The organism is Nocardia sp. NPDC006044, from assembly GCF_042871115.1.
Taxonomy (GTDB): domain Bacteria; phylum Actinomycetota; class Actinomycetes; order Mycobacteriales; family Mycobacteriaceae; genus Nocardia.
In genome coordinates, this window is sequence record NZ_JBIAID010000006.1 from 1 (window position 1) to 25,733 (window position 25,733).

General features: G+C 66.3%; 27 protein-coding genes and 4 tRNA genes. 10 read left to right on the plus strand and 21 right to left on the minus strand.

Annotation, left to right across the window (positions count from 1 at the left end):
* The 9 genes from ACFYO1_RS39225 to ACFYO1_RS39265 all read right to left on the minus strand — a co-directional run.
* Positions 1–212, minus strand: a 212-nt coding sequence (locus ACFYO1_RS39225) for a hypothetical protein (RefSeq protein WP_387243205.1), incomplete at its 3' end; no start/stop codon positions are given.
* 21 nt (positions 213–233) lie between these two features.
* A complete protein-coding gene (locus ACFYO1_RS39230) occupies positions 234–467 on the minus strand; it encodes a hypothetical protein (protein WP_387243208.1) in 234 nt (77 codons plus the stop codon).
* Positions 464–1,759: an FtsK/SpoIIIE domain-containing protein gene (locus ACFYO1_RS39235; RefSeq protein WP_387243211.1), complete on the minus strand. Its 1,296-nt coding sequence runs from the start codon at positions 1,757–1,759 to the stop codon at positions 464–466. The genes ACFYO1_RS39230 and ACFYO1_RS39235 overlap by 4 nt, the downstream gene beginning before the upstream one ends.
* Positions 1,759–2,172, minus strand: coding sequence for a hypothetical protein (locus tag ACFYO1_RS39240; protein WP_387243214.1), 414 nt, complete (start codon positions 2,170–2,172; stop codon positions 1,759–1,761). Before ACFYO1_RS39240 ends, ACFYO1_RS39235 begins: the two co-directional genes overlap by 1 nt.
* Positions 2,172–2,390 carry a hypothetical protein gene (locus ACFYO1_RS39245; protein ID WP_387243217.1) on the minus strand — a complete coding sequence of 73 codons (219 nt, stop codon included), beginning with the start codon at positions 2,388–2,390 and terminating at the stop codon, positions 2,172–2,174. Before ACFYO1_RS39245 ends, ACFYO1_RS39240 begins: the two co-directional genes overlap by 1 nt.
* The gene (locus ACFYO1_RS39250; RefSeq protein WP_387243220.1) at positions 2,390–2,719 is read right to left on the minus strand and encodes a hypothetical protein; all 330 of its coding nucleotides are present in this window, start codon (positions 2,717–2,719) and stop codon (positions 2,390–2,392) included. The genes ACFYO1_RS39245 and ACFYO1_RS39250 overlap by 1 nt, the downstream gene beginning before the upstream one ends.
* Complete coding sequence (locus tag ACFYO1_RS39255; protein ID WP_387243223.1) at positions 2,719–3,021, minus strand: hypothetical protein; 303 nt, start codon at positions 3,019–3,021, stop codon at positions 2,719–2,721. The genes ACFYO1_RS39250 and ACFYO1_RS39255 overlap by 1 nt, the downstream gene beginning before the upstream one ends.
* 10 nt (positions 3,022–3,031) lie before the next feature.
* Positions 3,032–3,802: a DUF2637 domain-containing protein gene (locus ACFYO1_RS39260; protein ID WP_387243226.1), complete on the minus strand. Its 771-nt coding sequence runs from the start codon at positions 3,800–3,802 to the stop codon at positions 3,032–3,034.
* A gap of 166 nt (positions 3,803–3,968) precedes the next feature.
* Positions 3,969–4,427 carry a hypothetical protein gene (locus tag ACFYO1_RS39265; protein ID WP_387243229.1) on the minus strand — a complete coding sequence of 153 codons (459 nt, stop codon included), beginning with the start codon at positions 4,425–4,427 and terminating at the stop codon, positions 3,969–3,971.
* Between the two features lie 224 nt (positions 4,428–4,651).
* Between ACFYO1_RS39265 and ACFYO1_RS39270 the strand changes: the two genes are divergently transcribed.
* Positions 4,652–5,323 carry a GntR family transcriptional regulator gene (locus tag ACFYO1_RS39270; protein ID WP_387243232.1) on the plus strand — a complete coding sequence of 224 codons (672 nt, stop codon included), beginning with the start codon at positions 4,652–4,654 and terminating at the stop codon, positions 5,321–5,323.
* 54 nt (positions 5,324–5,377) lie between these two features.
* Here the strand turns inward: ACFYO1_RS39270 and ACFYO1_RS39275 are convergent, their stop codons facing one another.
* From ACFYO1_RS39275 to ACFYO1_RS39295, 5 genes are all read right to left on the minus strand, one after another.
* A complete protein-coding gene (locus ACFYO1_RS39275; RefSeq protein ID WP_387243235.1) occupies positions 5,378–6,211 on the minus strand; it encodes a hypothetical protein in 834 nt (277 codons plus the stop codon).
* A 1,161-nt stretch (positions 6,212–7,372) separates the two neighbouring features.
* Positions 7,373–7,449: transfer RNA gene (locus ACFYO1_RS39280), tRNA-Phe, on the minus strand.
* A 59-nt stretch (positions 7,450–7,508) separates the two neighbouring features.
* Positions 7,509–7,582: transfer RNA gene (locus tag ACFYO1_RS39285), tRNA-Asp, on the minus strand.
* Positions 7,583–7,610: 28 nt separating this feature from the next.
* A tRNA-Glu gene (locus tag ACFYO1_RS39290) sits at positions 7,611–7,683 on the minus strand.
* A 95-nt stretch (positions 7,684–7,778) separates the two neighbouring features.
* Positions 7,779–8,444: a TetR family transcriptional regulator gene (locus ACFYO1_RS39295; RefSeq protein ID WP_387243238.1), complete on the minus strand. Its 666-nt coding sequence runs from the start codon at positions 8,442–8,444 to the stop codon at positions 7,779–7,781.
* An 859-nt stretch (positions 8,445–9,303) separates the two neighbouring features.
* Here ACFYO1_RS39295 and ACFYO1_RS39300 point away from each other — a divergent pair.
* The 3 genes from ACFYO1_RS39300 (at position 9,304) to ACFYO1_RS39310 (ending at position 11,447) form a co-directional block, all read left to right on the plus strand.
* Positions 9,304–9,376: transfer RNA gene (locus ACFYO1_RS39300), tRNA-Lys, on the plus strand.
* Positions 9,377–9,528: 152 nt separating this feature from the next.
* Positions 9,529–10,119 (plus strand): DUF937 domain-containing protein, encoded by a 591-nt coding sequence (locus ACFYO1_RS39305; protein ID WP_387243241.1) that lies wholly within the window; start codon positions 9,529–9,531, stop codon positions 10,117–10,119.
* A gap of 356 nt (positions 10,120–10,475) precedes the next feature.
* On the plus strand, positions 10,476–11,447 hold the full coding sequence (locus ACFYO1_RS39310; protein ID WP_378723030.1) for an acyl-ACP desaturase: 972 nt from the start codon (positions 10,476–10,478) through the stop codon (positions 11,445–11,447).
* An 88-nt stretch (positions 11,448–11,535) separates the two neighbouring features.
* Here the strand turns inward: ACFYO1_RS39310 and ACFYO1_RS39315 are convergent, their stop codons facing one another.
* Complete coding sequence (locus ACFYO1_RS39315) at positions 11,536–11,826, minus strand: hypothetical protein (protein WP_387243244.1); 291 nt, start codon at positions 11,824–11,826, stop codon at positions 11,536–11,538.
* A gap of 194 nt (positions 11,827–12,020) precedes the next feature.
* On the opposite strand from ACFYO1_RS39315, the gene ACFYO1_RS39320 reads away from it, so the two are divergent.
* The 6 genes from ACFYO1_RS39320 to ACFYO1_RS39345 all read left to right on the plus strand — a co-directional run bounded on the left by ACFYO1_RS39320 (position 12,021) and on the right by ACFYO1_RS39345 (position 19,323).
* Positions 12,021–12,887 (plus strand): SDR family oxidoreductase, encoded by an 867-nt coding sequence (locus ACFYO1_RS39320; protein WP_387243247.1) that lies wholly within the window; start codon positions 12,021–12,023, stop codon positions 12,885–12,887.
* Positions 12,888–12,983: 96 nt separating this feature from the next.
* Positions 12,984–14,126: a tRNA dihydrouridine synthase DusB gene (gene dusB / locus ACFYO1_RS39325; RefSeq protein ID WP_387244082.1), complete on the plus strand. Its 1,143-nt coding sequence runs from the start codon at positions 12,984–12,986 to the stop codon at positions 14,124–14,126.
* Positions 14,127–14,316: 190 nt separating this feature from the next.
* A complete protein-coding gene (locus ACFYO1_RS39330) occupies positions 14,317–16,614 on the plus strand; it encodes an LCP family protein (protein ID WP_387243250.1) in 2,298 nt (765 codons plus the stop codon).
* A 100-nt stretch (positions 16,615–16,714) separates the two neighbouring features.
* A complete protein-coding gene (phoU, locus tag ACFYO1_RS39335) occupies positions 16,715–17,377 on the plus strand; it encodes a phosphate signaling complex protein PhoU (RefSeq protein ID WP_387243251.1) in 663 nt (220 codons plus the stop codon).
* Positions 17,378–17,533: 156 nt separating this feature from the next.
* Positions 17,534–17,827, plus strand: coding sequence for a type VII secretion target (locus ACFYO1_RS39340; RefSeq protein ID WP_387243253.1), 294 nt, complete (start codon positions 17,534–17,536; stop codon positions 17,825–17,827).
* Positions 17,824–19,323 (plus strand): hypothetical protein, encoded by a 1,500-nt coding sequence (locus ACFYO1_RS39345; protein WP_387243256.1) that lies wholly within the window; start codon positions 17,824–17,826, stop codon positions 19,321–19,323. The genes ACFYO1_RS39340 and ACFYO1_RS39345 overlap by 4 nt, the downstream gene beginning before the upstream one ends.
* Before the next feature lie 166 nt (positions 19,324–19,489).
* On the opposite strand, the gene pstB is transcribed toward ACFYO1_RS39345, so the two are convergent.
* The 6 genes from pstB to ACFYO1_RS39375 all read right to left on the minus strand — a co-directional run bounded on the left by pstB (position 19,490) and on the right by ACFYO1_RS39375 (position 25,490).
* On the minus strand, positions 19,490–20,266 hold the full coding sequence (gene pstB, locus ACFYO1_RS39350) for a phosphate ABC transporter ATP-binding protein PstB (protein ID WP_387243259.1): 777 nt from the start codon (positions 20,264–20,266) through the stop codon (positions 19,490–19,492).
* Positions 20,267–20,275: 9 nt separating this feature from the next.
* Entirely contained in the window at positions 20,276–21,178 is a 903-nt protein-coding gene (gene pstA, locus ACFYO1_RS39355; RefSeq protein ID WP_387243262.1) for a phosphate ABC transporter permease PstA, read from the minus strand.
* Positions 21,175–22,146 carry a phosphate ABC transporter permease subunit PstC gene (gene pstC, locus ACFYO1_RS39360; protein ID WP_387243265.1) on the minus strand — a complete coding sequence of 324 codons (972 nt, stop codon included), beginning with the start codon at positions 22,144–22,146 and terminating at the stop codon, positions 21,175–21,177. Before pstC ends, pstA begins: the two co-directional genes overlap by 4 nt.
* 94 nt (positions 22,147–22,240) lie before the next feature.
* The gene (pstS, locus tag ACFYO1_RS39365; protein WP_387243268.1) at positions 22,241–23,356 is read right to left on the minus strand and encodes a phosphate ABC transporter substrate-binding protein PstS; all 1,116 of its coding nucleotides are present in this window, start codon (positions 23,354–23,356) and stop codon (positions 22,241–22,243) included.
* A 243-nt stretch (positions 23,357–23,599) separates the two neighbouring features.
* Entirely contained in the window at positions 23,600–24,520 is a 921-nt protein-coding gene (mshD, locus tag ACFYO1_RS39370) for a mycothiol synthase (protein ID WP_387243271.1), read from the minus strand.
* A gap of 205 nt (positions 24,521–24,725) precedes the next feature.
* Entirely contained in the window at positions 24,726–25,490 is a 765-nt protein-coding gene (locus ACFYO1_RS39375; RefSeq protein ID WP_387244085.1) for a winged-helix domain-containing protein, read from the minus strand.
* Positions 25,491–25,733: the final 243 nt, after the last annotated feature.

The following is a 25,733-nucleotide window of genomic DNA, read 5'->3' on the forward strand; positions in this document are numbered from 1 at the left end:
TGGTGCTGGCCGGTGCGGTCGCAGTGGTCGGCGGCGATGCAGCCGTCGCACCAGATCCGGTCACCGTCATAGATCCAGCCGACGCCGGCCGCGCGAGCTTGGATGTAGTCCACGGCCTGCGCCACGGTGTCGAAACAGATGGATTCGCCGGTGTTTTCGGTGTAGACGTCCCCGCACATGTCGCAGTAGACGACCACGTGAGCTTCGGTCACGAACCCTCGCTTCATCGCAGCTCACCGCCCTTCGGAGTCGGTAGGGAGCCAGCGCAGGGGGCGCAGCAGCCGCGGGGTGATCGAGGCGTACACGCGCACGTCGCGGGTGGTGTGCCGGGCCGGGTAGGTGCCGCTGGTTTCCAGGTCGAACCCGAGTTCGCGAAGCAGCGCCAGCAGCTCGTTGACGTAGGTCGCCGGGCCGCACACGCGCAGGCTCACCACCGGGTTAGCCGGAATATCTGCCATGCTGGTCATGCCGCCGCCTCTCCGTCTCCGAGGTCGTCGGGGTCGAAGTCGCTGTAATCGCCTTGCGGGGCGGTAGCGACCTTGCTCGGGGCGTAGGCGGCCACGATGGCGTCGATATCCTCGTCGGTGACCAGGTAAGCCCGAGCACGAGTGACACCGGCTTTGCCGTCCTCCTGGACGTAGCAGACACCCGGTGTCGTGGTGGGGATCTCGTCGCAGCGCGAACCCCGATCCCTTGCTGAGGCACCGTGGATCATCGCGACCTGAGTCGGCTCATCCATTCCGAGCCCGATCCGATACGGGAACAACTGCCGTTGCGGGACCGTGTCTTTCGACGGATCGATCACGGTTTCGATGACCGAGAACAACGGAGCACGACCCTGCGACAGCAGCAACCCGTGAGCACGCTCGAACCGCTGCCGTAGCTGCGGATCGGTGAACGCCGACAATGTCGCAGCCTCATCGATGATGATGATCGTGAGCGGATTCTCCACTGTGGGAACGGGTTTGCGGGTCTTGCCCCGATACCGGCGTGCAGCCTCCTGCATGTCGGTCACGGTCTCTTCCAGCATCGCGATCATCGATTCCGGCATCGTGCACTCGAAGCGGGTACACAGCGGTTCCAGGAATCCCAGCTCCATACCGCCCTTGGGGTCGATCACCCGCAGATCCACCCGACCCGACGCAATAGCAGGACCGATACCGTGGATCAGGGCTTGCAGGACACCGGACTTGCCCGACCCGGTGCGTCCAGCCATCAGGATGTGGTGGCCCGGCACCGGTATCGTCCAGATCTCCCCGTCTTCGGTGATCCCGACCGGGACCGCCTCCAGGTCGACATCATCGGCGACCGCGACCGGCGTCGTTGCCGGAGCAGCGAGAGTGTCGAACACCCTCACCTGAAGACGAACCCAGGACGGCGCGGGTGACGACACTGTCACCTCACGCACGCCGAGGTAAGTCGCGAACTGGGCGCACACGTCTTCGTTGTTCCAGTCCTTGAGCTTCTGACCGCCCAGCATCACCACATCCGCGTAGAGGCCGTGCGCGTCGTAGTCCCAGCCGTCCACGTACGGGAAGCCGGTATCAACGGAGCCCAGGTCCAGGGCGGCGAGCATCATGTTGGTTTGGTGCGGATCAGCCAAAATCGTGACAGCGGTACGCAATTCGGCCGGAGCCACCCTGGCGAAATCAGCCGCGGTGATCGGGCGGACACCGGCACCGAGGGACCGCAGCCACACCAGCCCACCCGTACCCAGCATCGCGCCACCAGCAGCGAGGGCGAGTTCAGACAGTGACATCACCGATCACCCAGCTCAACCTCGAGCAGCGCCACCAGCGCGGCATCACACTCCGAGCAGCCACACGGATCACAGGTGATATCGCGATGCGGAATCGGTTCCAGCGCTGCCCCTTCGGCGATACGGCCATCACGCACCGCCGCCGTCAACAGCCCCGCAAGTTCCTCGGCCGCGTCCACGCTCATGATCAGCAGCGGCATTCGGCCGGCACCGTGATGCCCGCCCAGAGTCAGCCACACCAACCCCTCGTACTCGCCCTCGGCCGTGTACTGGCACGCACCCTGAGGCACATACCGCACAGCCGTGCTGCCGTGACCCTTCACCCCAGTGCCCATGACCTGGAACGCCACCCGGCACCCAGGATCCCGCGAGACCCAATAGTTCTCGGCCTGCACCATCTCGTTGTCCGGCATCACAGCAACCCCCGCAACGGTGCGAACGACAGCGACACCGAATGCTCCGCGAGCACGTTCGGCAGCACCTCCGACAGAATGCGCGCGTCCTCGATCGTCAACCGGATCTCGGTGCCGCCCACGAGGAACGACATCCGAGCCGCAGACTCGACCGGCTGAAACGGCGACGCCGCAACATATTTCACGTGACGCAAACCGCCGACGATCGGAGTACTCATCACCGCTTCCCCTCCGGCGCCGGGACAGTGACGTGCTCGCAGGTCCACAGCGTGAACCCGATCAGCGGCGGCCCATCCGCGCAGTTCGCGTCACGGAACGACGACAGCGGCTTGTCATCACAGAACATGACGCACCCATCCGGTCGGGCACTCGTCCGCGAGGACACCGCAGCCGGAACCGAAACCACAGCAGGAGCAGGGGCAGGGGCGGGGGCCGGGGTGCGGTCGTGGGTCAGCAGCACCGCTGTGGCCATGACCGCGACCCCACCCGCACCCAGCACGACAGCCAGCAACGGCGGGTGCACAACACGATTGGTCGAGGCAGTCATCACGCGACCGCCTTCACATCAGCCGCGGCGATATCGTTGAGCGAGCGCAGATGCCGCGCCATCATCACCAACGCCGCCGCCATCTCCGGATCGCCTTCGGCCGCAGCATGTTCGGCCAGTACCACCGGCAGGCCCGCCAGCACCGACCGGGCATCAGCAATCGACAGATTCAGCCGGGAACTGCCCGGACCGGTCAGCGTGATATCCACCGAAGCCGGAATCATCGAGTCGCCGTAGGGATACGGGCTGGTCGCGCGATAGCCGACCTCCACACCATCGGCAGAACTCGTGAGCAGACTCATGAAAGACATGTCAGTTACCCCCAACAGGGACAGCGATCGGCAGCAACTGCTGCACCGGTCGCGAGGAATGAATGGGTTGCACCGACGCCACCGGAACAGCAGCGGCCGGGGTCAGCGGACGAGGCTTGGCCGTTGCGGTGGCAGGTGCGGGTGAAGGCGCGTAGTTCGACGCTGTGCGAGGCGAAATACCAAGCGTCCTACCGATTTCGGCATACGTCTTGCCCTTCGCACGCATCGCGACCGCCTGCGCCACGGTGGCCGGATCACGACGGCCAGACACCGCACGACGACGAGGAGCAGGCCGAGCAGGAGCCTCTACCGAGGCCGGAACGCTCACCGGCTCAGCGACCGGCGCAGGGATCGAATCGTGTTGTGCGGCACGGAACAACATCGCCAGTCCATGTGTGTCGACCAGCAGGGAAATCGGGGCGATTGCCGCGACCAGGGCTGAGGCCCACCACGGGAGGATTCGGCCGGCCGCGACCGCGTGCAGCGAGTTGCCTGCGATCGAGACCAGGGCACCGGTACCGAGGACCCACAGGAACCATTTCCGTTCCGGCGATTTCGCCAGCACCAGCGCGGAAATGGTCGCTTGGATGATGGTGCCGTCCACGATCACCGGGAACAGCCACGCCCACCGCTTCGGAGTGTTGGCAAGAATCGCCAGATCACGCAACGCAGCGAAGCTGAGCACGAACGCAGCCGCCCCGATGACCACGATGATGACCACGGCGGACCAGCGCGCCCAACGCATCCCCGCCGACTGATCCGCCGCCCTCATCACGCCGCCTTGCCGTGCGAAGGCCAGCTGACCGCACTGGGCTCAGGCTCGAACCACGCCACCGACGCGTAGCGACCGACACACTCGCAGTCCGACTGGCCCAGCACCTGCACGACCGCGTCCGACACCATCATCACAAGCCGCGGATCAGCCCACCAGGCAGGCATCAGGCTGCCTTACCGGTCGGCCGGGACGCACCCGGATCGTTCGGAGCCCGCTTCGCACCCGAGGTATCGCCCTTGATCCCCGACGCCCGGATCGTCCAGCCGATCGACTTGAACTCACCCGTACCGACGACCTTCGGCTTGATCTGCAAGCCCTCCAGCTCGATCGGCGTCATACCCGGCACGATCTCGGCCACCGCAGGCACCGGCTGCACAGGCGACGCGAAAATCACGTCATAGCTGGCATTGCGCGCGTTGGCCGCATCCGGATCGGTCACCGTGCCCTTCCACAACCGCCGACCAGTCCCGTTACCGTCCTCGTCCAACTCCTGCTTCTGGATCTTCGGCGCGTTGCGATCACTATTGAACTCAGTCACCGGCGAGATCTCACCCAGCAGGAACAAGCCCCTGGGGAACGCCTCGCGGAACTCCGGCGTAAACCACACATCCTTCAAAGCCATGAGATTTCTCCTTGTCTAGCAGTCCGAGTGCTGCGTATACACAACAGCGTATCCGCAACTGCGTATACACACAAGGCCTGCGTATACACAGACCTGCAAATAGGGCTTGACGTGGAGGTTTGGCGCGCAATTTGTCGCGTACTGTGATCGTTGCGTATACGCAGCTGCGTATACTGAACATCGTTGTCAGCAACGAGTAACCCACCTCGAGAGGGACTGAGCCCATGGCAGAACCGGCCTATGTGTCCATCGCAGGCGAGATCGCGCGGGACATCCGCAGCGGTGTTCTCTCGCCCGGGACGCAACTACGGAGCTACTCCGAGATGGCCAAGCGGCACAACGTCTCTGAGATTGTGATCCGCCGTGTGGTGGATTTGCTCCTGCGCCAAGGGCTCGTCTATACGGTCGAACGGCGAGGCACGTTCGTAGCTGACCGCCCGACGCTTGTCCGGGTTTCGCCCGAACGGCAGATGGAAGACCCTGAGGTCACCTTCGGCAATGAATCCAGCGACGAAGTGGTGATCGAGCGCGATTCGTCGCAGGTTGGAGCAACAGCCGAAGTCGCGAAGGCGCTCAAGATTCCCGCAGGTGACGAAGTGAACTACGTCGTGACCCGAGCGACCGAAGGTGGCCGGCCGATTTCCATCTCCGACACCTACCAGCTGCCAGGCGTGGACATTGCTACCGCTGACGTTCTGGAGGAAACCGTTGCTGATCGTCCGCCGACCGTCGCACACGCCGAATGGCTGGGCACTCCCTCAGGCGAACTGGTGAAGGCAGTCCACCAGCGTTTCCTCAGCCGCGGGGGTCGTGTCCTCATGATCTCCGATGTGTCGTATCCGAGAGATCGCTACGACGCCTTCGTGTTCCGGATGACGCTCAACCCTCAGGCCTGACGACCCTGTGCCTGGTCGGCCATTCAGCAATGCCGACCAGGTCAGGGCGAACCGTTACGTTCGTAGGGTCCACGCTTGGGCGATGTCTCCCAAGTTCCACCACGACACATGTTGTTTGTCTTGCGATTCCAGCTCCCAGCCCTCTGTAAGTCGATCGAAGAAGGCATCATCACCGGTCTTCCCGCCCTTCGGCTCACCGATGAAGACCAGGCGGCTGCCGCCCTGGCGCTCGAACTCTGCCAGCGCTGTCGATGCCATCGGGTCACCCCACCCCGGAGGCCAGCACAGGAACAGCACGGATTCGCCGTCGAGCGCTGAGTTGAAGTCCGCCGTGCTTCCGACCGGATGCCACACATCCAGCTGTCCAGCCGCACCGGGGAACGACACATTCGCCGTGCTGTCCGGCGGCTCGACATCGAACGCGGCGACCTCGACGCCGGACGCAGCCAGTTGTGCCGCCCAGTAGCCACGCCCAGCACCCAACTCCAGCACCTTTCGGGCCGCACTGAACTCCGCAATCCAACGCACGGTCTCCGGCGATGGCACCGCGTAGGCGTAGACCGCTTGCAGGATCGTCTGCGCGAACGCCAGTCGAGCACTGCCCTTCTGCCTGCCGCCGTTGACTACCCGCCGCCCGGCATCCTCGCCAACCGAGGGCGCAACGATGTCCCAGTACGGATTCCCGGACTCCGACGAGCCGCCCGTCATGTAGTGCACGAACCTCAGATCAAACGCTGAATCGGCGTGCGGGTCGTCCGTTCCCGGCAGCATCGGTGCCGTGTCCAAGTACTCCGCGACCTTCGGATACTCCTGCTTAAGCCGCTGCTCGTCGTCCAGCAGTGCTGCCAGTTCCGTCCGTCGCTCAGTCGTCAACGAGAGCCCAGTCATGTACTCGATTCTCGCTGGCGCAAACCACTTCCGCGTGTTGTTGTCGAATTCCGACATTGAGGGCGCGGCGCGCACCCTTGTCCGCGACGCGATCGACTGCGCGTAGGTGCGACACGATACGCAACTTACAAAACCTATATAGTGAAGGTAATGTTGAGGACATCACGCAAGTGATGCTGGGCGGTGGGACGTCGTTGGCGCGACGCCCCACCAGATGGGTTACTTAGCCCGCTTCCAGCGGACCAGCACGAGCGCTCCGGCGATCACGGCAGCTACCACCACGATGGTGCCGTAATCGACCGGAGTCTCTTGCTTTTTCCGGCGATGTTTCGCCAAACCCACCACCTCCTCCCTGGGCGCGATGTGTGGACCATGTCCATCGCCCCTCGGAAAGAGGTGGCACCACCCTACGTCAGCCATCCGGCCGGAACTGTTGGAACGCAGTCGATTCCGGCGAAAGCCATCGGACGACCACTACGGGTCGGCCCGCTACGCGTCGGCTCATGCTGGGTCGGCCCGCTACGGGTCACGTCATCCACGGTTCGCGCGCCAACTACGACAGTTGTTGCCGAATTCCGCCATTGAGGATCAAGGAGCGCCTACGGCGGGCGCTACCGCGCCCGCCGCCGCGCTCGACGCGCACCGGTTCTGATGGGGCGTCGCACCGGCGCGTCGAGTTCGTCGGCGGGCGCGGTTGCGCCCACAAGGTCAGCTCCATGGTGCTCATTGGTCGCTTTGGGCATATCCGAGTAGTGCTGAGCACGACGGAGCCGTCCCCGACCTACCTCCGCAGCCGATCACGAATCGGCCGGCGCCGTACGGGGTGACTGGCTGTGGTCCAGGTCGATCGAGGCGAGACGGGATGCAAGCCGCGGTGAGGTGATGGCGACGGGTCGCGTGAATCCCTGCCTCCTCATGGCCCAAGTGTCTGACCTCACTCGGCCGAGTCAAGGGAAAGAGCGCCCTTGACACGACCTCCCTCCGCTCAGGGATGGCCAGTATGAGGAAGCAGGGGGAGGTGAAGTCGCCCGGAAAGGCCGTGCCTCCCACGTGCCCTAAGTCAGGGTATCCGGCGGTCAACCACGGTCAAGGACTGCGATATGCCCCTGCTGGGTATGGACATGAAAAATCCCCCCGACCTGGTGTTATGTCGAGGGGATTTGGTGGCCAGGGCCGGGATCGAACCGGCGACCTTCCGCTTTTCAGGCGGACGCTCGTACCAACTGAGCTACCTGGCCGCAGGCACCCGAGTTGAATGCCATACGCGAAACGCCGGATTGCTCCGGCGCCTCACTTGCGACCCTGACGGGACTCGAACCCGCGACCTCCGCCGTGACAGGGCGGCGCGCTAACCAACTGCGCCACAGGGCCTTGCATACTACCAACGGTCCGAAGACCGTACCCCCTACGGGATTCGAACCCGCGCTACCGCCTTGAAAGGGCGGCGTCCTAGGCCGCTAGACGAAGGGGGCTCGCCTCCGGATTTCTCCGGAACCGGCTTCAACGGCTTTCCGTTGGGAGCCCGGTTAGCTTATGACAGACCGGACTCGATTCCCAAATCGGCTGTTCAGAGTCCCAAACTGAGCTCTTCGAGGCGGGCGTGGGTGCGCCAGCCGTCGTTGCGGAACTTCTCCGCCCACTCGGAGGTGGACATGGACTCGATGACCACCTCGAGCGCCTCCTCGAAGCGCGCGCGCAGATCGATGCCGGTGCCGTGCGCGTCGACCATGTAGCGCTGGCCGGCCAGCGCGGCGGTCAGCGTGCGGGTGAACCGGTCCGCGTCCGCGTCGGCGCGCAACTGCCCCTGGTCGATGGACCGGACCGCGAGCGCGCGGACGGCGCGCCCGAGTATTCGCCCGCCGCCGGTCTGCACGTCCCGATAGAAGTCGGGTTCGATGATCAACCGGTATTCGGCCTGCACGATGATGTCGTGCTCGAGCCGCAATGCCATCTCGTCGATCATGCCGTGCATGACGTCCAGTGGTCCGAGATCCGTTCGGCCGAGCCAACGCTCGGCCGATGCGCGATAGCGTTCGACCGCCGTCTCCAGTACGGCGCGCGCGAGATCTTCCTTGGAATCGAAATGGAAGTACATGGCGCCCTTGGTGGCACGCGACCCTTCCAATATGCGGTTGAGCGATGCAGCGGCATAGCCGCTCTTCCCGAACTCAACGGCGGCGGACCTGATAATCGCCGCACGTGTCCGGCGGGCCCGCTCTTGCTGCCGTGCCATGCTCGAAACGCCTCCGAAGCCTACTCGCCGCCAAACAGCCACCCCCAAAGGAACAGGCCCTTGGCGCGAAGTTATGAGTTTTATCAATACTTCAAACCGGGTTTTCGCCCAGTTTCAAACTTTCGGTACGAAAACTTGCGAAAAACCTGAAACACACCAGCTGGTATAGTTTTCCTGCCCGGGTGCGCCGCAGGGGGTGCGCACCCGGGTATTTCTTCGTCTCGGATCTGCCTCCTGCGGCGTTGTCTCCAGGGAAGTCACGATCGGCCGGACCGTTCGCGACACGTTCGGGCACATCAACGATAAGCCGAATTCCGAATCACCGGACGAGTAGACGATTCTTACGGAATTCATCAAGTCGTCACCGTACCCGGAATCCCCTTCCGACACGCGGCAAACCGACGAGTCAGGTAACTGACGGGTTCGGTTTACTGTTACAGCAAACATCAAGCAACCAAGCTTCCCTCTGTGCTCGTTCCCCCAATTCGACAGCGTCCCAGCAACGTTCACCCGAGGAGACCGGCCGACCGGAACGCCGGCCATCGCGGGCAGCCCGCCCGCTCACCCCACCCCCATGCACGCCCGAGCTCAGACCCCTCACCCCCGCAAATCCAAAGACATTGCTAGCCAACATGATTGGATGGTAGCCAATTCTCGGCGCAATGAACAAAGTTGGGTACCAAATGTTTACCGGCAAGATCGCGGGCCACACATCCCGCGTTACCAGGCGCGACAACAAGTCTCGGCGTCAGATTGCCACTACTCGCCGACCCCTGCGATCCGGGCCGCGGCCGGCCCGCGACTCGCGCCGCTCCCCCATTTGGGCCAGCGCGCGGCGCCCACTACACTGGCCCACCGCGCCCCTATAGCTCAGTTGGTAGAGCTACGGACTTTTAATCCGCAGGTCGTAGGTTCGAGCCCTACTGGGGGCACTCGTCGGGCGCCCGGTCTACCGGGCGCCCGCTCTCGTTTCAGCTGGGCTGTCGACGGCGCGCGGGTTCGAAACACCACACTCCCACCGGGCATTCCCCTACTGTGAGCGCGACACGGGCAATCCCGGTCATCCCTCGACAAGGCGGAGCTGATGACTTCCTTCGATGATTTGCTCTCCCAGGTGCCGATCGGCCAGATCGCCGCGAAGCTCGGCGTCGACGAGAGCACCGCGACCAACGCGGTCAAAGCCGCGCTGCCCACCCTACTCGGCGGGCTGCAGGCGAACGCGACCCAGCCGGAAGGCGCGGCCTCACTGGTCGGCGCCCTGGACAACCACGGCGACCTGGTCGAAGGCGAGGGCCAGGTCGACATCGACAAGGTCGACGTAGCCGACGGCTCGAAGATCGTCGAGAACGTCTTCGGCCAGGAGAAGAACACGGTGATCAGCACCCTCGGCGCGACCGAGGGCACCGGCGGCAACGACCTGATCGCCAAGCTGATGCCGATCCTCGCCCCGATCGTGCTCGCCTACCTGGCCAAGCAGATGACCGGTGGCGGCGGCAACGCGGCGCCGCAGACCCAGTCGGCCGGCAACGGCGGCATCGGCGACATCCTCGGCGGCCTGCTCGGCGGCAGCAGCAAGAGCGGTGGCATCGGCGGCGCGATCGGCGAAGCCCTGGCCAAGAACGCCGGTAGCGCGCTGGGCAACGTGCTCGGCGGCCTCTTCGGCGGAAAACGCTGAGCTGAGCACACCGGGCAATTCGCGCCGGCGTGCGCGGCCTCGCGCATTCGCGACTCGCAAGCGCTCTGTGCGGCCTCGCGCATTCGCGACTCCCAAGCACTCTGTGCAGTGCAGCACGCCGGTGCTAACACTCCGCGGCCCGTAGCGATAGTCCCCTCGCTGCGGGCCGAAGCCATACACTCGACTGTGGTCGCCGAACGCCAACGACGGCGTATGACGTGCATCACGGGGTATCAACAGGCATTCGGATGCGTTTCGCATCACACCTACGGTGCCGTAAGGTATGGCCGCACGACATCGGTCTACCTTGGGGGGATGACCTGCTCGACCGGACGCACAGACTGAAGGGTTCATACATGGCAAGGGATCTGACTCAACTCGAGCTTCTTACGGAGTTGGAGCCGGTTGCCGCAGAAAACGTCAACCGGCACCTCTCCTTGGCAAAGGAATGGCATCCGCACGACTACGTCCCGTGGGATGAAGGCCGCAATTTCGCCGCACTCGGGGGTATCGACTGGGATCCTGAGCAGTCCCGGTTGAGCGAGGTCGCGAAGGCCGCCATGGTCACCAACCTGCTGACCGAGGACAACCTCCCCTCGTACCACCGCGAGATCGCCGAGAACTTCTCCCAGGACGGCGCCTGGGGCACCTGGGTGGGCCGCTGGACCGCCGAGGAGAACCGGCACGGCATCGTGATGCGGGACTACCTGGTGGTCACCCGCGGCGTCGACCCGGTCGCCCTCGAAGAGGCGCGGATGATCCACATGACCAACGGTTTCGCGTCGCCGACCGAGGCCGACGCCGGCTTCCTGCACTCGGTCGCGTACGTGACGTTCCAGGAGCTGGCCACCCGCGTCAGCCACCGCAACACCGGCAAGGTCTGTGACGACCCGATCGCCGACCGCATGCTCCAGCGCGTCGCCGCGGACGAGAACCTGCACATGATCTTCTACCGCAACATGTGCGCCGCCGCGCTCGACCTGTCTCCGGACCAGGCGATCGAGGCCATCACGCTGATCCTGGAGAACTTCCAGATGCCCGGCGCGGGCATGCCCAACTTCCGCCGCAACGGCGTGCTGATGGCCAAGCACGGCATCTACGACCTGCGCCAGCACATGGAAGAGGTGGTGCAGCCGGTGCTCAAGAAGTGGAACATCTTCGAGCGCAACGACTTCACCGGCCGCGGCGAGGCCTGCCGCGAGCGGCTCGCCGCCTACCTCGACAAGCTCGGCAAGGACGTGCTGAAGTTCGAGGAGCAGCGCGACCGCATGCTCGCCCGCGAGGCCGCCAAGGCCGACCGCCAGATGGCGAGCAGCACCGCGAGCTGACCGCACATCCCGATAGACTACGAGCCGCCGTCCGGAGCCCCGGGCGGCGGCTCGCGTATGTCCGGCTAACGCCGTACCCAGCAATTACCTACTTTTGAGGTTTATTGCGTCGAAGATCGAAACTTCGACGCAATAAACCTTCAAACGTGGTGCTCCCCGCAATAGGATTCTGTGCGGTACCGCTGTTCACATTCACGAACACATTCGCCTTGCCGATGTCGCCATGTTCGTCAACTGCGGAGCGGTATTCGACGTTACCCAGTTCACGCGACCATTGATGTCCTGCGAGTTCGGTGTCGCGATGGCCGACCGCGTATTCGGCCGATATCTGTTCGACGTGCTGCGGCCGCGATTCGATCGGCGATATCGCCGCGGGCAAGCGCTGCGGTCATCGGATTCGGCACAGGTGTTCGGCTCCGGGGCCGATACACAGCACGATCATCGCGCACTACATGTGATTGCCGAATCCGCCGGCGATCCCGCGCGCAACGCCGACACTGGAGGTATCGCGCCGCGCCGGTCGGCCGTTCGGGGCCGGTCGGTCTCGGCGGCCGAATCAGGAAGGCCGAGAACATGACCAGTGCACCCAATGGCGACGCCCCACTGACCGGGAAGGTCGTCGCCATCACCGGCGGCGCGCGCGGGATCGGCCGGGCCACCGCGGAGGCGTTCCTCGGCGCGGGCGCCGCGGTCGCGATCGGAGACATCGATGTAGAGCTGGTCGCCAAGACTGCCGTCGAACTCGGCGCGGACCCGGACGCGACGATCATCGGACTGCCGCTGAACGTGACCGACCGCGAGTCGTTCGCCGCGTTCCTGGACGCGCTCGAACAGCACCTCGGGCCGCTGGATGTCCTGGTCAACAACGCCGGCATCATGCCGACCGGGTTGTTCGCGGACGAGGAGGAGGCGATGACCGACCGGATCGTCGACATCAACCTGCGCGGGGTGATCACCGGGTCGCGGCTGGCTACCGAGCGGTTCCTCGCGGGCGGCAGCGGGCATCTGATCAATATCGCGTCTCTGGCAGGCACCCAAGGGTTTCCGGGGCTGGCCACCTACTGCGCGACCAAGCACGCGGTGGTCGGCTTCACCTCGGCGCTGCATCTGGAACTGAAGGAACACGGAGTGCGGGTCTCCGCCGTGCTGCCGGGCATCGTGCGCACCGAGCTGTCGGCCGGCGCGAACATGCCGGGCTGGATCGAGCCGATGACGACCGTCGATCCCGAGGATGTCGCGCAGGCCATCGTGCGGACGGTGGTCACGGGCAAGCCGATGGTGACGGTGCCGCGCAGGCTGGCCGCGATCATCAAGACCGCGCAGCTGCTGCCGTACCGCGCGCAACTCGCGGTCGCGCGATTCACCGGGGCGACAACGGCTTACGCGCAGCCCGATCCGGAAATCCGGGAGCGGTATCACCGTCGGCTGCGCGGTCAATAGATACCCGCTGCCGCGATAACTTTCGCGTCCCAGCAGGCCGTTCCGGGGCCGCACAGGCCGCTTACGTGCGGAAATGAGAGACTGGACGGCGTGACGATGACTACCGGGGCGAAGAGTGCGCTGCGGATCGGGCCGTATCCGGTCGATCCGGCGGTGGTGCTCGCGCCGATGGCGGGCATCACGAATCTGGCGTTCCGCAAGCTGTGCCGCGAGTTCGGTAGCCCCACCTCCATCTATGTCTGCGAGATGATCACCGCGCGGGCGGTGGTCGAGCGCAACGAGAAGACCCTGGACATGATGGCGTTCGACGCGGACGAGTCGCCGCGCTCGATGCAGCTCTACGGCGTAGACCCGGCCACCCTCGGCGAGGCGGTGCGGATCATCGTCGGCGAGGGCTGGGCCGATCACATCGACATGAACTTCGGCTGCCCGGTGCCCAAGGTCACCAAGCTCGGCGGCGGCGCCGCGCTGCCGTACAAGCGGGCGCTGTTCAGCCAGATCGTGCGCGCCATGGTGGCCGCCGCCGAACCGGCGGGCGTCCCGGTGACGGTGAAGTTCCGCATCGGCATCGACGACGAACACCTGACCTATCTCGACGCCGGGCGGATCGCGGAAGCCGAAGGGGCGCAAGCGGTCGCGCTGCATGCCAGGACCGCGGCCCAGCGCTACTCCGGCCAGGCCGACTGGTCGGCGATCGCGCGGCTCAAGGATGCCGTCACCACGATCCCGGTGCTCGGCAACGGCGATATCTTCTCCGCCGCCGACGCGGTCCGGATGATGGACGAGACCGGCTGCGACGGTGTCGTGGTCGGCCGCGGCTGCCTCGGCCGCCCGTGGCTGTTCGCCGAGCTCCAGGCGGCGCTGCGTGGGGAGGCGCTGCCCACGCCGCCGAACCTCGGCAAGGTCGGCGAGGTGCTGTACCGGCACGGTGCGCTGCTGTCCGAGCATTTCGGCGAGGACAAGGCCATGCGTGACTTACGCAAGCACATGGCCTGGTACCTGATGGGCTTCCCGGTCGGCGCCGAACTGCGCCGCGCGTTCGCCACGGTGTCGCGGCTCACCGAGCTGGAAGACCTTGTCGGACAGCTGGATCCGACCGCGCCGTTCCCCAGGGACGCCGAGGGTCCGCGCGGAAGACAAGGCTCCCCAGGCAAAGTCGCGCTGCCGCACGGCTGGCTGGACGACCCGCAGGACCCGGCCGTACCGCACGCCGCCGACGTAATGCACAGTGGCGGCTGAGAACCGGACGATAGCGCACGGCTGACACCCCGGCGAAGCGACGCCGGTTCGGGTATCCAGACCACCGTGTGGCAAATTCGATTTCGCACTCAGGTGGCTCGCCGTGGCGGAATCGTTATCATTGCGGAATCGGTCAAGCCGGTCGAGTACGGCCCGAGGCGGCGACGTAGACGAAAAGCGAGGTTCGTTGGTGGGTGACGATCGGCACGGGCGTTCGCCACGGCCCGGAGATCGCGCCCCGTGGGAGCGCTATCCCACGGAGGACAACGACCGAGACGGCTCCCGGTCGTCCCGGCGATCCCGGCATACCGACGCCACCGCCGACGCGGGCTCCGCCCCGCTGACCGTGCAGGATCTGGTCCAGAAGGTCGACAACGAGCGTTCCGGCCGACGCGGCCGGCGCGCCGCCCAGCCGCCGGAAACCGGTGCGGCGCCGAGTCGCGGCCCGCGCCAGGCCGCACCCGCCGGACCCGACGCGCGCCCCGCCGAGCCGACCCCACGCCGCCCGGCGGAATCGACCCCACGCCGCCCGGCGGAATCCACACAGCGACACCAGGCGGAATCCACACAGCGTCGCCCGGCCGAACCGGCGCGCCGTCAAGATCCACCGCGCCAGCCGGACCAGCCCGCCCGGCGCCAGAGCGAGCCGACCCGTCGCCAGCCCGCCGCGGGACGCCCACCCGAGCAACCGCCCCGGCGGCCCGCCGAATCCCCGACCCGCACCGCGGGCTCACCGGTCGTCCAGGACATCGCGGGCGCACCCCCGGCCCGCACGCCCAACCGGCGCGGCGAGGACGGCCGCAAATCCGCCCCGGCGGCCGCCAGGGCGAAGCAGGAGACGGCCGAAGAGGTCACCGACATCCTGCCGCCGCTGGCCGAGACCACCCGGGCCAAGCGCAAGCAGACGGACTGGCCCACCAACGACGAATCCGGTGCCGCGCAACCCAAGTCGGTCGGCGCCGCGCCGCTGTCCCGGCTGGCCGCCAGCAAGCAGCGCCGCAACAAGCGGCTGCGCCTGGCCGGCCGCAGCGCCCTGACCATGTTCGCGGTGCTGTGCCTGCTCGTCACCGGCGGCGGCTGGAGCTACCTGCGCTCCACCGGCAACAACTTCACCCAGATCTCGGCGATCGACGACAACAGCGACGACGTGGTCGACTCGGACGCACAGCTCGGTGACGAGAACTATCTGCTCGTCGGAACCGACACCCGCGCGGGGGTGAACAGCCAGGTCGGCGCGGGCACGCTCGACGACGCCGAGGGTTCCCGGGCGGACACCGTGATGCTGGTGAACATTCCGAAGAATCGCTCACGGGTCGTGGTCGTCTCGTTCCCGCGCGACCTCGACGTCACCCGGCCGCAGTGCAACGGCTGGGACAACGACAAGGCCCAGTACACCGCCGAGACCTTCCCGTCGGCCATCGGCGACAAGCTCAACGCGGTCTACGCGCTCGGCGGGCCCAAGTGCCTGTTCACCACGATCCAGCGGATGACCGGCAGCGCGATCAATCACTTCATCGCGGTCGACTTCGCCGGCTTCGAGGCCATGGTCGATCAGATCGGCGGCGTCGAGGTGTGCTCGCCGAAGCCGATCAACGACGAGATCCTCGGCACCGTGCTGGAGACCCCGGGCAAGCAGAAGGTCAACGGCTCGACCGCGCTGAACTACGTGCGCGCCCGGCATGTCTACGGCGAAGAGCGCAGCGACTACGACCGGATCAACCGGCAGCAACGCTTCATGGCCTCGCTGCTGCGCGGCGCGCTCTCCAGCAAGGTGCTCTTCGATCCCGGCAAGCTGAACGGCTTCATCAACGCGTTCACCAATCACACCTCGGTCGACCGGGTCACCCCCCAGGACCTGCTCACCCTCGGCCGCTCGCTGCAGAAACTGGACGCGGGCACGGTCACCTTCCTGACCATCCCGACCGCGGGCACCACCTCCTACGGCAACGAGATCCCGCGCGAGCAGGACATCAAGGCGATCTTCAAGGCGATCCGCGACGATCAGCCGCTGCCCGGCGAGAAGAAGATCACCCCGGCCCCCGGTTCGATCCCGTCCGCGCCGGCGACCCCGCCCAAGCTGACCGCCGTCGACCCGAGCACGGTGTCGCTGCTGGTGTCCAACGGTTCCGGCACCTCGGGCCTGGCCCAGCGGGCCGCGACCAAGCTCGGCAACCAGGGTTTCGGCATCTTCAACATCGGCAACTACTCCGGCGGCAGCGAGGTCACCTCGAAGGTCCGGTACGGGGCCGGGCAGGAGGCCGCGGCGGCCACGGTGGCCAGCGCGATCCCCGGCGCGCTGATGGAGTCGGCCAGCGATCTCGGCGGCATTGTCGAGGTGGTCATCGGCGGCGACTTCAACGGCACGGTGCGCACGCCGACGCCGGTCGGCGACCCGATCTCTAACGTGCCCTCGATGGCCCCTGCGACGCCGGTCACCCTGCCGTCGGATCTGGAGCACGTCAACGCGGCCGACGAGACCTGCAAGTAGCGGGGACCGGACCTGCGGCAACACCGGCGCTACCGTTCAACACCGGTCATTCACCCTCCGTTGGTGACTTGGTCAGCCCTGGGAACTAATGTCTGGTTTTATGCGTGTCATCTACAACGAGCAAATGGCCGATCTCGCCCACCTCCTGGGCGAGATGGCCGGACTGGCCGGCTCGGCCATGGACCGTGCCACCCAGTCGCTGCTCCAGGCCGACCTCGCTCTGGCGGAGCAGGTGATCACCGAGTCCGACCGGATCGCCGAGCTGATCCAGGATGCCGAGGAACGGGCGTTCGCCCTGCTCGCGCTGCAGGCGCCGGTCGCGGGTGACCTCCGGCAGGTGGTGAGCGCGATCCAGATCGTGGCCGACGTCAACCGGATGGGCGCGCTCGCGCTGCACGTGGCCAAGGTGGCCCGTCGGCGCCACCCCAACCACGCGCTGCCCGAGGCGGTCAACGGCTACTTCGCCGAGATGGGCCGCATCGCGGTCAACATGGGCGCGGGCGCCAAAGAGGTGCTCGAGACCCGCGACCCGGAGCGCGCCGCGCAGCTCAACGAGGACGACGAGGCGATGGACGATCTGCATCGCCACCTGTTCACGCTGCTGATGGACCGCGACTGGAAGTACGGCGTCGCCGCGGCCGTCGATGTCACTTTGCTCGGCCGCTACTACGAGCGCTTCGCCGACCATGCCGTGGAGATCGGCCGCCGGGTCATCTTCTTGGTTACGGGCGTGTTGCCGCCGGATCCGGACTCCGAGTCATAGTCCGGAACTGCCTGCCGTCCGCATAAGATGGCAGGCAGTTCGACGTTGCGGGGCTTGACGTCTCGCGGGCCGGGGATGAAAGATTGGCCGGGTAGCTGAGCGGTGGATGACTCGCTACGCGGATGCCGTTATGGGAGTTTCGGCAGAGGGGGCGGAATGAAGGTCGATCCTACCGAGCTGCGCGCATTGGCCGCGTCGATGGACAAGATCAGTGGCGAGATCGCCGCGCTGAAGGTGAGCACGACCGTCAACGCGCTGAGCGCCGCGCTGCCCGGCTCCACCGTGACCGACGCCTGCACCACGGCCGGCGCGACCATCGAGGCCGGTTGGCTGCGAATGGCACAGCGCGGCAAGGCAATATCCAATATCGCCAAGGGCGGCGCCGCCAACTACGAGGTGACGGACACCGACTTCCAGGCCAGCCTGAAGAAGCTGGGCGGCGGGCAATGAAGAGCGGCGACCAGACCCCCACCCTCAGCCAGGTCCAAAACCAATGGCAGCCTTGGAAACTCAACGAGGCCGGCGAGGAAATCAAGACACGCAATACCGAGTTCGGCACGCTGATCGACCAGACGGTCACCCAGATCAGGGACGCCGGCTCGCATTGGAGCGGCGACGCCTATTACGCGGCCTACGACCGGATAGCCGGTGACCGCGACACTGCCAACAAGATGGCACAGGAGACGACCGAACTCGCCAATGCCCTGATCAACGGCGGCAATACGCTCACCGGATACCGGCAGTCGTTGCTGGACAAGGTCACCGAGGCCACCACCGCCGGATTCAAGGTCTCCGACGATTGGCAGGTCACCGCGTCGGGTGACGGCTCCAGCGAGGAAGACCTGCACACCCATCAGACGGCGATCACCACCGCGCTCAACGAGATGGTCGGCACCCAGGCCGGCATCGTCACCGCCATCGAGCAGGCGAACACCGCGGTGCAGACCCAAAGCTCGGCGCTCGGCGAGGGCGATCCGATCGACACGGTCACCGGCTCGCCGAAGTCGACGCTCACCGCGCAGGAGATCAGCGCCGACCAGCCGGCGAACACGGTTCCCGCGGCGACTCAGGAAAAGGCGAAGGACCAGCAGGTGCCCGTGGCGGGCAGTCCGAAGAGTGTCGCGGACGAAAAGGCCGGCGATCCGAGTGCGGCGGCTCCGGCCAAGACCGAGAACAAGGAACAACCGGCCAAGACCGAGAACAAAGAACAGCCCGCCAAAACCGAGAACAAAGAACAACCCGCCAAAACCGAGAACAAGCAACCCGCCAATACCGACACCACCAAGGTTGGGTCCGGTTCGGCCAACGATCCGAATTCCTGGACACCGACGAACGTCATCAACCTGATCAGCACGGTCGGCGGGATCACCGGCAGCGTGCCCACCTTGATCGACTCGATCGCCAAGCTCGACGACAATTGGGACGACATCATCAAGGCCGGCGGCGAGGCAGGCAAGAACCTCATCGACGCGGGCGGCAACGCAGCCGAGAAGTTCGCCAGTGCCGCGGACAAAATAATCACCAGCGTCGATCACGCCGTCGACAACACCCCCGCCGAACCGCAGAAGCCCAGCGCACCAGGCACTCCGGACAGCGCCCACCCCGGCACCACCGACAAGCCACAAACCCCGCTGGCCAACACTCAAACCGGACAACCACAAAACCCGCCGGCCAATACCCAAGCCGGACAGCCGCAGCCACCACCGGCCAACACTCAGGCCGGACAACCACAAACGCCACAGGCCAACACGCACACCCAATCGGCCGAGCAGGCCCCCGCGCCGAACAACACCGCCACCTACACCGGGAACCCTGCCCCGACATCCCCCGCGAGCAGCAGCCTCTTCGGCCTCCCCTCACCGACCCGCGGCAACGAATCCGAGCGCGAGCATCGCCCGAACAACTATGTGATCCAAACGGCCGAACCCGAACCAACCCAGCAATAGTCAACCGCGCCCAGGCTTTTCTCGACGACTGCCGACGAGATCGGCCAATCGGCGGGCCGTCCCGCGATGGTCACGGAAAGCTCGGTACATCGAAACGGGCAGATAGAAAAGCCCCGGTGCCCGACCGAAGGGTCTGGCACCGGGGCTTTTTCGTCGGCAGCGCGGACTAGCCGAAGCGGCCGGAGATGTAGTCCTCGGTCGCCTTCTTGCCGGGGTTGGAGAAGATCTTCTCGGTGTCGTCGATCTCGACCAGGCGGCCGGGCTTGCCCTGGGCCTCCAGGTTGAAGAAGCCGGTCTGGTCACTCACGCGGGCGGCCTGCTGCATGTTGTGGGTGACGATGACGATGGTGAATTCCTTCTTCAGCTCGGTGATCAGGTCCTCGATCGCCAGCGTGGAGATCGGGTCCAGGGCCGAACAGGGCTCGTCCATCAGCAGCACGTCCGGCGACACCGCGATCGCGCGGGCGATGCACAGTCGCTGCTGCTGACCGCCGGACAGGCCACCACCCGGCTTGTCCAGGCGGTCCTTCACCTCGTTCCAGAGGTTCGCGCCGCGCAGCGAACGCTCGGCGACCTCGTCGAGCTCCTTCTTGTTGCGCACGCCCTGTAGCTTCAGCCCGGCCACCACGTTGTCCCGAATCGACATGGTGGGGAACGGGTTCGGGCGCTGGAACACCATGCCGATGGTGCGGCGCACGCCCACCGGGTCGACCTGCGAGCCGTAGATGTCCTCGCCGTCGAGCAGCACCGCGCCCTCGACGCGGGCGTTCGGCGTCACCTCGTGCATGCGGTTGAGCGAGCGCAGCACGGTGGACTTACCGCAACCCGACGGGCCGATGAAGGCGGTGACACTGCGCGGCAGCACGGTCAGGTCCACGTCGGCGACCGCGTGGAACTTTGCGTAGAAGATGTTCAGGTCTTTGACGTCGATCCGCTTGGCCATCTGAGTTTCCTATCGATTCCGCGTGAGCAGCTTGTTGACGACCGCGGCCGCCGCGTACAGCAGCGCGATGAGCAGGATCAGCGTCAGGGCCGCACCCCACACGCGTTCGCGACCGGCGGCCTCCGGGTTCGCCAGCTCCTGGTAGATCAGCAGCGGGAGCGAGGCCATGTTGCCGTCGAAGAGGTTGGTGTTGATCGACTTGCTGTAGCCGACGAGCACCAGCACCGGCGCGGTCTCGCCCATCACCCGGGCCAGCGCCAGCAGGATGCCGCTGATCATGCCCGGCAGCGCAGTGGGCACGACGATCCGGACGATGGTCTTCCACTTGGGAATGCCGAGCGCGTAGGAGGCCTCGCGCAGTTCGTCCGGGACCAGCTTCAGCATTTCCTCGGTGCTGCGCACAACGACCGGCAACATCAGCAGCACCATTGCCAACGACACCGCCAGAGCGCTTTGCGGAAAGCCGAGGGTGGCGATCCACAGCGCGAAGATGAACAGCGCCGCGACGATGGACGGCACGCCCGCGAGGATGTCGACCATGAAGGTGGTCACCTTGGCCAGCCTGCCCCGGCCGTACTCCACCAGGTAGACCGCGGCCATGACGCCGATCGGCACCGCGATCACCGCGGCCACCGCGGACTGCACGATGGTGCCGTAGATGGCGTGGTAGACGCCGCCACCGGTCTGCTCGGGCAGGATGCCCTTCTGCGACTTCTGCCACCAGTCCAGCGACGCGACCGCTTCGATGCCGTTGCTGATCACCGTGAACAGCACCCAGGCCAGTGGCACCAGGGCGATGGCGAAGCAGAGCCACACCACCACGGTCGCGATGTTGTTGCGAATCTTGCGGCCGAAGCTCACGTCACGGAAGGTCGGCGCCTTGATCGGCTGGTCGAGCGTTGTGCTGGTCATCCGTTAACCCTTCCGCCTGCCGCGAGCCGTGCCAGGGCGTTGACGACGAAGGTCAGCGCGAACAACACGAAACCGGCGGCGATGTAGGCACCCGTGGGCAGCGGTGAACTGAATTCCGACGCCGAGGCGGCGATCCGGGAGGCGAAGGTGTAACCGCCGTCGAACAGCGACCAGCCGCCCGCCTGCGCGGAGGTCTTCAGCACGACCAGGACCGCGATGGTCTCACCGAGGGCGCGCCCGAGCCCCAGCATGGAGCCTGCGATCACACCGCTGCGGCCGTAGGGCAGCACGGTCATCCGCACCATCTCCCACTTCGTCGCGCCGAGCGCATGCGCCGCCTCGATGTGCGCGGGCGGCGTCAGCGCGAACACCTCACGCGAGACCGACGTGATGATCGGCAGGATCATGACCGCCAGCACCACGCCGGCGGTGAAGATCGTGCCGCCGCCGGAGATGGTCACATTGCCGTCGGAGAACAGGAACAACCAGCCGAGGTTGTCGTTGAGGAACTGCTGCACCGGCTTCAAATGCGGCGCGAGGACCAGGAACCCCCACAGGCCGAACACGATCGAAGGCACCGCGGCCAGCAGATCGGTCAGCGTCGCGAACGACCGCGACAGGGCCTTCGGCGCGTAGTGGGTCAGGAACAGCGCGATCCCCACACCGATCGGGACCGCGATGACCAGCGCGAACGCCGAGCTCAGCACCGTGACCATGAACAGGTCCCTGATGCCGAACCGCAGATGGTCGGCATCGCCGGTCTTGAACTCGGAACTGGTGAAGAAGTTGGCCTCGTTCGCCATGACCGAGGGCACCGCGCGGATCAACAGGAACAACGCGATCAGCGCGATAGCGGCGACGATGGTCGCGCCCGAAGCGGTGGCCAGAGACCGGAAGATGATCTCGGCCCGGTTGCTATGGGCGGGACGAGCCTTTTGGGCCGGCTCGGTGCCAGGTTCACTCGACATAGGGGGAATGTCTCCGGCCGCCCCCGGGCCCGTCGAATCCGACGAGCCCGCGGCGGTCACCTCAGGGTGCACGGTCATGGCTACAACAGTGCGATCAGGAGATGGCGTTGATCGCGGTGGTCAGGCGGGTCTTGAACTTGTCCGGGATCGGAACGTACCCGGCCTCGTCGAGCCCCTTCTGGCCGTTGGTGGTCGCCGAGGTCAGGAACGCCTTGACCGCCTTGGCGGTGTCCGCGTCCTTGTACTTCGAGCAGACGATCTCATACGTGGCGAGCATGATCGGGTACGCGCCGGCCTCGGTCGGCTTGTAGAACGAGCTGGTGTCGAGCACCAGGTCGTTGCCCTCGCCCTTGACCTTCACGCCGTCGATGGACTTGCCCGCCGAGGCCGCGGTCAGCTTGACCGGGTCCTTGCTCGCCGAGGTGATGATCTGCGCGATGGACAGGTTCTGCGACTTCGCGAACGCCCACTCGTTGTAGGTGATCGAGTTCTTGGTGCTCTTGATGGCGGCCGAGGTGCCCTCGTTGCCCTTCGCGCCCTCGCCGACACCGCCGGCGAACGCCTTGCCCGCGCCCTTGCCCCACGCGCCGTCGGAGGCCGCGTCCAGGTACAGCTGGAAGTTGTCGGTGGTGCCCGACTCGTCGCTGCGGAAGATCACCGAGATCTTGTCCGAGGGCAGCTTGGCGTTCGGGTTGAGTGCCTTGATCTCCGGGGCGTCCCAGGTGGCGACGGTGCCGTTGAACACCTTGGCGGCGGTCGGGCCGTCCAGCACGAGGTCGGTGACGCCGTCGATGTTGTAGGTGATGGCGATCGGGCCGAAGACGGTCGGCAGGTTCCAGGCGGGCGCGCCGCAGCGGTCCTGCGCCTTGGTGATCTCGTCCTTCTTCGCGTTGAGCGGCGAGTCGGAGCCACCGAAATCGGTCTGGGCGCCGAGGAACTCGTTGACGCCCGCGCCGGAGCCGCTCGACGTGTAGTTCAGGGTGCTGCCGCCGCAGTTGGCCTCGTAGGCCGCGACGAAGCGGTCCATCGCGTTCTTCTGCGCCGAGGAGCCGCTCGCCTTGAGCGCCTTCTTGCCACCGCAGGCGATGTCCGACTTGGCAGTGGTGCCGTCGTTGCCGGCCGTGGTGTTGTCGTCGCTGCCACAGGCGGCGAGCGTCATGGCACCGACGGCCAGCACACCAACGAGGGCGCTGCTGCGCTTGAGATTCACTATTCCTCCGGAAAGGCGTCCTACTCGTCCGGTCCCTCACCTGGCCCGGACGGGTGATGTGGTGCTGTTCGCGGGGAACTCGCGCACCAGGCAGCCGTGGGCTGCCCACCAATCAACGTAAAGTCACGTGGTTGACAGTTGGACCGACCTGAGTGAACGGCGGGTGAACAGGCAAGCGCGATTAAGCCCGTTATGTGTGACATTTGCCGCAGTTTTACTCAGACACCCCCGCAGCGGCCCCTGCTATTCAGCTGAGGCCGCCGAATAGGCGACATCGATGTGCGCCGGAGTGAACCCGAGCCGGGTGTAGGTGTGCACCGCGGCGGTGTTGTCGGCCTCGGTGTAGAGCAACACCTCGGCGAGGCCGCGTTCGCGCAGATAATGCAGGCCGACCAGGGTCAGCAGCCGGCCGAGTCCGCGCCCCTGCGCGGCCGGGTCGATGCCGACCACGTAGACCTCGCCGACCGCCGGGTTTTCGTCGTAATGCACCTTGGTCCAATGGAATCCGAGGACGCGCCCGGGATCGGCGGTGTCCGTCGCGAGGAACAGGCCCTTCGGGTCGAACCAGGACTCGGCGCGGCGCACCTCGATATCGCGCTCGGTCCAGCCACCCTGCTCCGGATGCCAGGCGAACGCGGCGTTGTTCACCCGCAGGATCTCGGCGTCGTCGGCGGGGCCCGCGTAGGTGCGGATGGCCACTCGGCCACGGGCGGTGATTTCCGGTAGCTCGGGCGTTGCCAGTGGGCGGCGCATCTGCCACAGCTCGCGCGCGGTGATCAGTTCGAGCCGGGCCGAGACCGCCTTGGCGGCGGGCAGATTTCCATGCGCCCAGACCCGGGTGCCCGGTCCGCCCTCGGCGAGTGCCGTCGCGACCACACCGCTGCCGATGCCGTGCCCGCGGGCCGGCGGATCGACCACGACCTCGGCCATCGCCGGGTGTTCGCCATGGGCCGGAACGAGATTCGCGTAACCGGCGATCGCGTCGTCGCGCACGGCGATCAAATGCCGCACCGCGGGGCCATCGCCCGCGCTCAGCGACAGGACGGCCTGTTCGGAAATCGGGGCCACGCCATCGGCGGCGACCGCGCGTTCGAGTAGTTGCCGGACATCCGCGGCGGTGGCCGCGTCCAGCCGCTCGGTCCACTCTGTTGCGACGCCGTTCATCGGGCTCCATTCCTCGCGTTCCGCGGCATCCCGAGTGGGCGCCCTACCCGGACAACGTCATTGCGCGGCCCCGCATTTCGCGACCGGCCGCGGCCGATCCACGTCCCGGCCGCGGCGCGCCGGACACCGCGCCCGGCGCGCTGAACGCGACGCGAACACATAATGACGCGACGGCGTTTCGGATTGTTCGGCGGACCCGCCGAACTCACTGCACGGAGCCGTTGACCGGAGCGAGCGGCGCGTCGTCGGTGCCCTCCGGCTCGTCCTCCGCAACGGGCGCCGATTCGCCCTTGGCCGCGGTCCGCGACGGGCGCACCGCTTTATAGCCGACGTTGCGCACGGTGCCGATGAGCGATTCGTACTCGCTGCCGAGCTTGGCGCGCAGCCGCCGGACATGCACATCGACCGTGCGGGTGCCGCCGAAGAAGTCGTAGCCCCACACCTCTTGCAGCAGCTGGGCCCGGGTGAACACCCGGCCCGCGTGCTGAGCGAGGTATTTGAGCAGCTCGAATTCCTTGTAGGTCAGGTCGAGCGGACGGCCGCGTAGCCGGGCGGTGTAGGTGCCCTCATCGATCACCAGCTCGCCCAGCGTGATCTTGCCGGAGTTCTCCGGGCTGGCCACGCCGCCGTTGCGGCCGACCAGCAGGCGCAGCCTGGCATCCAGCTCGGCCGGCCCGGTTCCGGGCAGCAGGATGTCGTCGAGTCCCCAGTCGGCGTTCACCGCGACCAGGCCGCCCTCGGTCAGCACGGCCACCACCGGCACCGACGACCCGGTGCTGCCGAGCAGGCGGCACAGGCCGCGCGCGGCGGCCAGGTCGGTCCTGGCGTCTACCAGTGCGACGTCCGCGGTGCCCGCCTCCAGCAGCGAACTGACCTCGGTCGGCGCCGGACGCACGTTGTGCGCCAGCAACGACAGCGAGGGCAACACCGCGTCGGGGTTGGGGTCGGAGGTCAGCAGGAGTAGCTCCACAAGCTCTCCTCCCATCTCGTAGCTCCGTTGGACAACAGCCGCACTGCCGGGGGCCACGTCGCTGATCACAGGTAATTCGGATGCAAGATTAGCGCGTCGACCCCGATGACCTCGCCATCCGGGTCGCCGAGTCATGCCGAGTGATATGTCTGATACCAGAAATGCACTGTCGCGCCCGCCTCCGATGCCACGGCGCCCGCAACCCCCGCTACACGGCCTCGCGCATTCGCGACTCGCAAGCGC

What these genes read in the sequence shown, in the direction of transcription:
- ACFYO1_RS39230 (WP_387243208.1), bottom strand. Translation starts at nt 467, where the DNA reads ATGACCAGCATGGCAGATATTCCGGCTAACCCGGTGGTGAGCCTGCGC.
- ACFYO1_RS39235 (WP_387243211.1), bottom strand. Translation starts at nt 1,759, where the DNA reads ATGTCACTGTCTGAACTCGCCCTCGCTGCTGGTGGCGCGATGCTGGGT.
- ACFYO1_RS39240 (WP_387243214.1), bottom strand. Translation starts at nt 2,172, where the DNA reads ATGCCGGACAACGAGATGGTGCAGGCCGAGAACTATTGGGTCTCGCGG.
- ACFYO1_RS39245 (WP_387243217.1), bottom strand. Translation starts at nt 2,390, where the DNA reads ATGAGTACTCCGATCGTCGGCGGTTTGCGTCACGTGAAATATGTTGCG.
- ACFYO1_RS39250 (WP_387243220.1), bottom strand. Translation starts at nt 2,719, where the DNA reads ATGACTGCCTCGACCAATCGTGTTGTGCACCCGCCGTTGCTGGCTGTC.
- ACFYO1_RS39255 (WP_387243223.1), bottom strand. Translation starts at nt 3,021, where the DNA reads ATGAGTCTGCTCACGAGTTCTGCCGATGGTGTGGAGGTCGGCTATCGC.
- ACFYO1_RS39260 (WP_387243226.1), bottom strand. Translation starts at nt 3,802, where the DNA reads ATGAGGGCGGCGGATCAGTCGGCGGGGATGCGTTGGGCGCGCTGGTCC.
- ACFYO1_RS39265 (WP_387243229.1), bottom strand. Translation starts at nt 4,427, where the DNA reads ATGGCTTTGAAGGATGTGTGGTTTACGCCGGAGTTCCGCGAGGCGTTC.
- ACFYO1_RS39270 (WP_387243232.1), top strand. Translation starts at nt 4,652, where the DNA reads ATGGCAGAACCGGCCTATGTGTCCATCGCAGGCGAGATCGCGCGGGAC.
- ACFYO1_RS39275 (WP_387243235.1), bottom strand. Translation starts at nt 6,211, where the DNA reads ATGACTGGGCTCTCGTTGACGACTGAGCGACGGACGGAACTGGCAGCA.
- ACFYO1_RS39295 (WP_387243238.1), bottom strand. Translation starts at nt 8,444, where the DNA reads ATGGCACGGCAGCAAGAGCGGGCCCGCCGGACACGTGCGGCGATTATC.
- ACFYO1_RS39305 (WP_387243241.1), top strand. Translation starts at nt 9,529, where the DNA reads ATGACTTCCTTCGATGATTTGCTCTCCCAGGTGCCGATCGGCCAGATC.
- ACFYO1_RS39310 (WP_378723030.1), top strand. Translation starts at nt 10,476, where the DNA reads ATGGCAAGGGATCTGACTCAACTCGAGCTTCTTACGGAGTTGGAGCCG.
- ACFYO1_RS39320 (WP_387243247.1), top strand. Translation starts at nt 12,021, where the DNA reads ATGACCAGTGCACCCAATGGCGACGCCCCACTGACCGGGAAGGTCGTC.
- dusB (WP_387244082.1), top strand. Translation starts at nt 12,984, where the DNA reads ATGACTACCGGGGCGAAGAGTGCGCTGCGGATCGGGCCGTATCCGGTC.
- phoU (WP_387243251.1), top strand. Translation starts at nt 16,715, where the DNA reads ATGCGTGTCATCTACAACGAGCAAATGGCCGATCTCGCCCACCTCCTG.
- ACFYO1_RS39340 (WP_387243253.1), top strand. Translation starts at nt 17,534, where the DNA reads ATGAAGGTCGATCCTACCGAGCTGCGCGCATTGGCCGCGTCGATGGAC.
- ACFYO1_RS39345 (WP_387243256.1), top strand. Translation starts at nt 17,824, where the DNA reads ATGAAGAGCGGCGACCAGACCCCCACCCTCAGCCAGGTCCAAAACCAA.
- pstB (WP_387243259.1), bottom strand. Translation starts at nt 20,266, where the DNA reads ATGGCCAAGCGGATCGACGTCAAAGACCTGAACATCTTCTACGCAAAG.
- pstA (WP_387243262.1), bottom strand. Translation starts at nt 21,178, where the DNA reads ATGACCAGCACAACGCTCGACCAGCCGATCAAGGCGCCGACCTTCCGT.
- pstC (WP_387243265.1), bottom strand. Translation starts at nt 22,146, where the DNA reads ATGTCGAGTGAACCTGGCACCGAGCCGGCCCAAAAGGCTCGTCCCGCC.
- mshD (WP_387243271.1), bottom strand. Translation starts at nt 24,520, where the DNA reads ATGAACGGCGTCGCAACAGAGTGGACCGAGCGGCTGGACGCGGCCACC.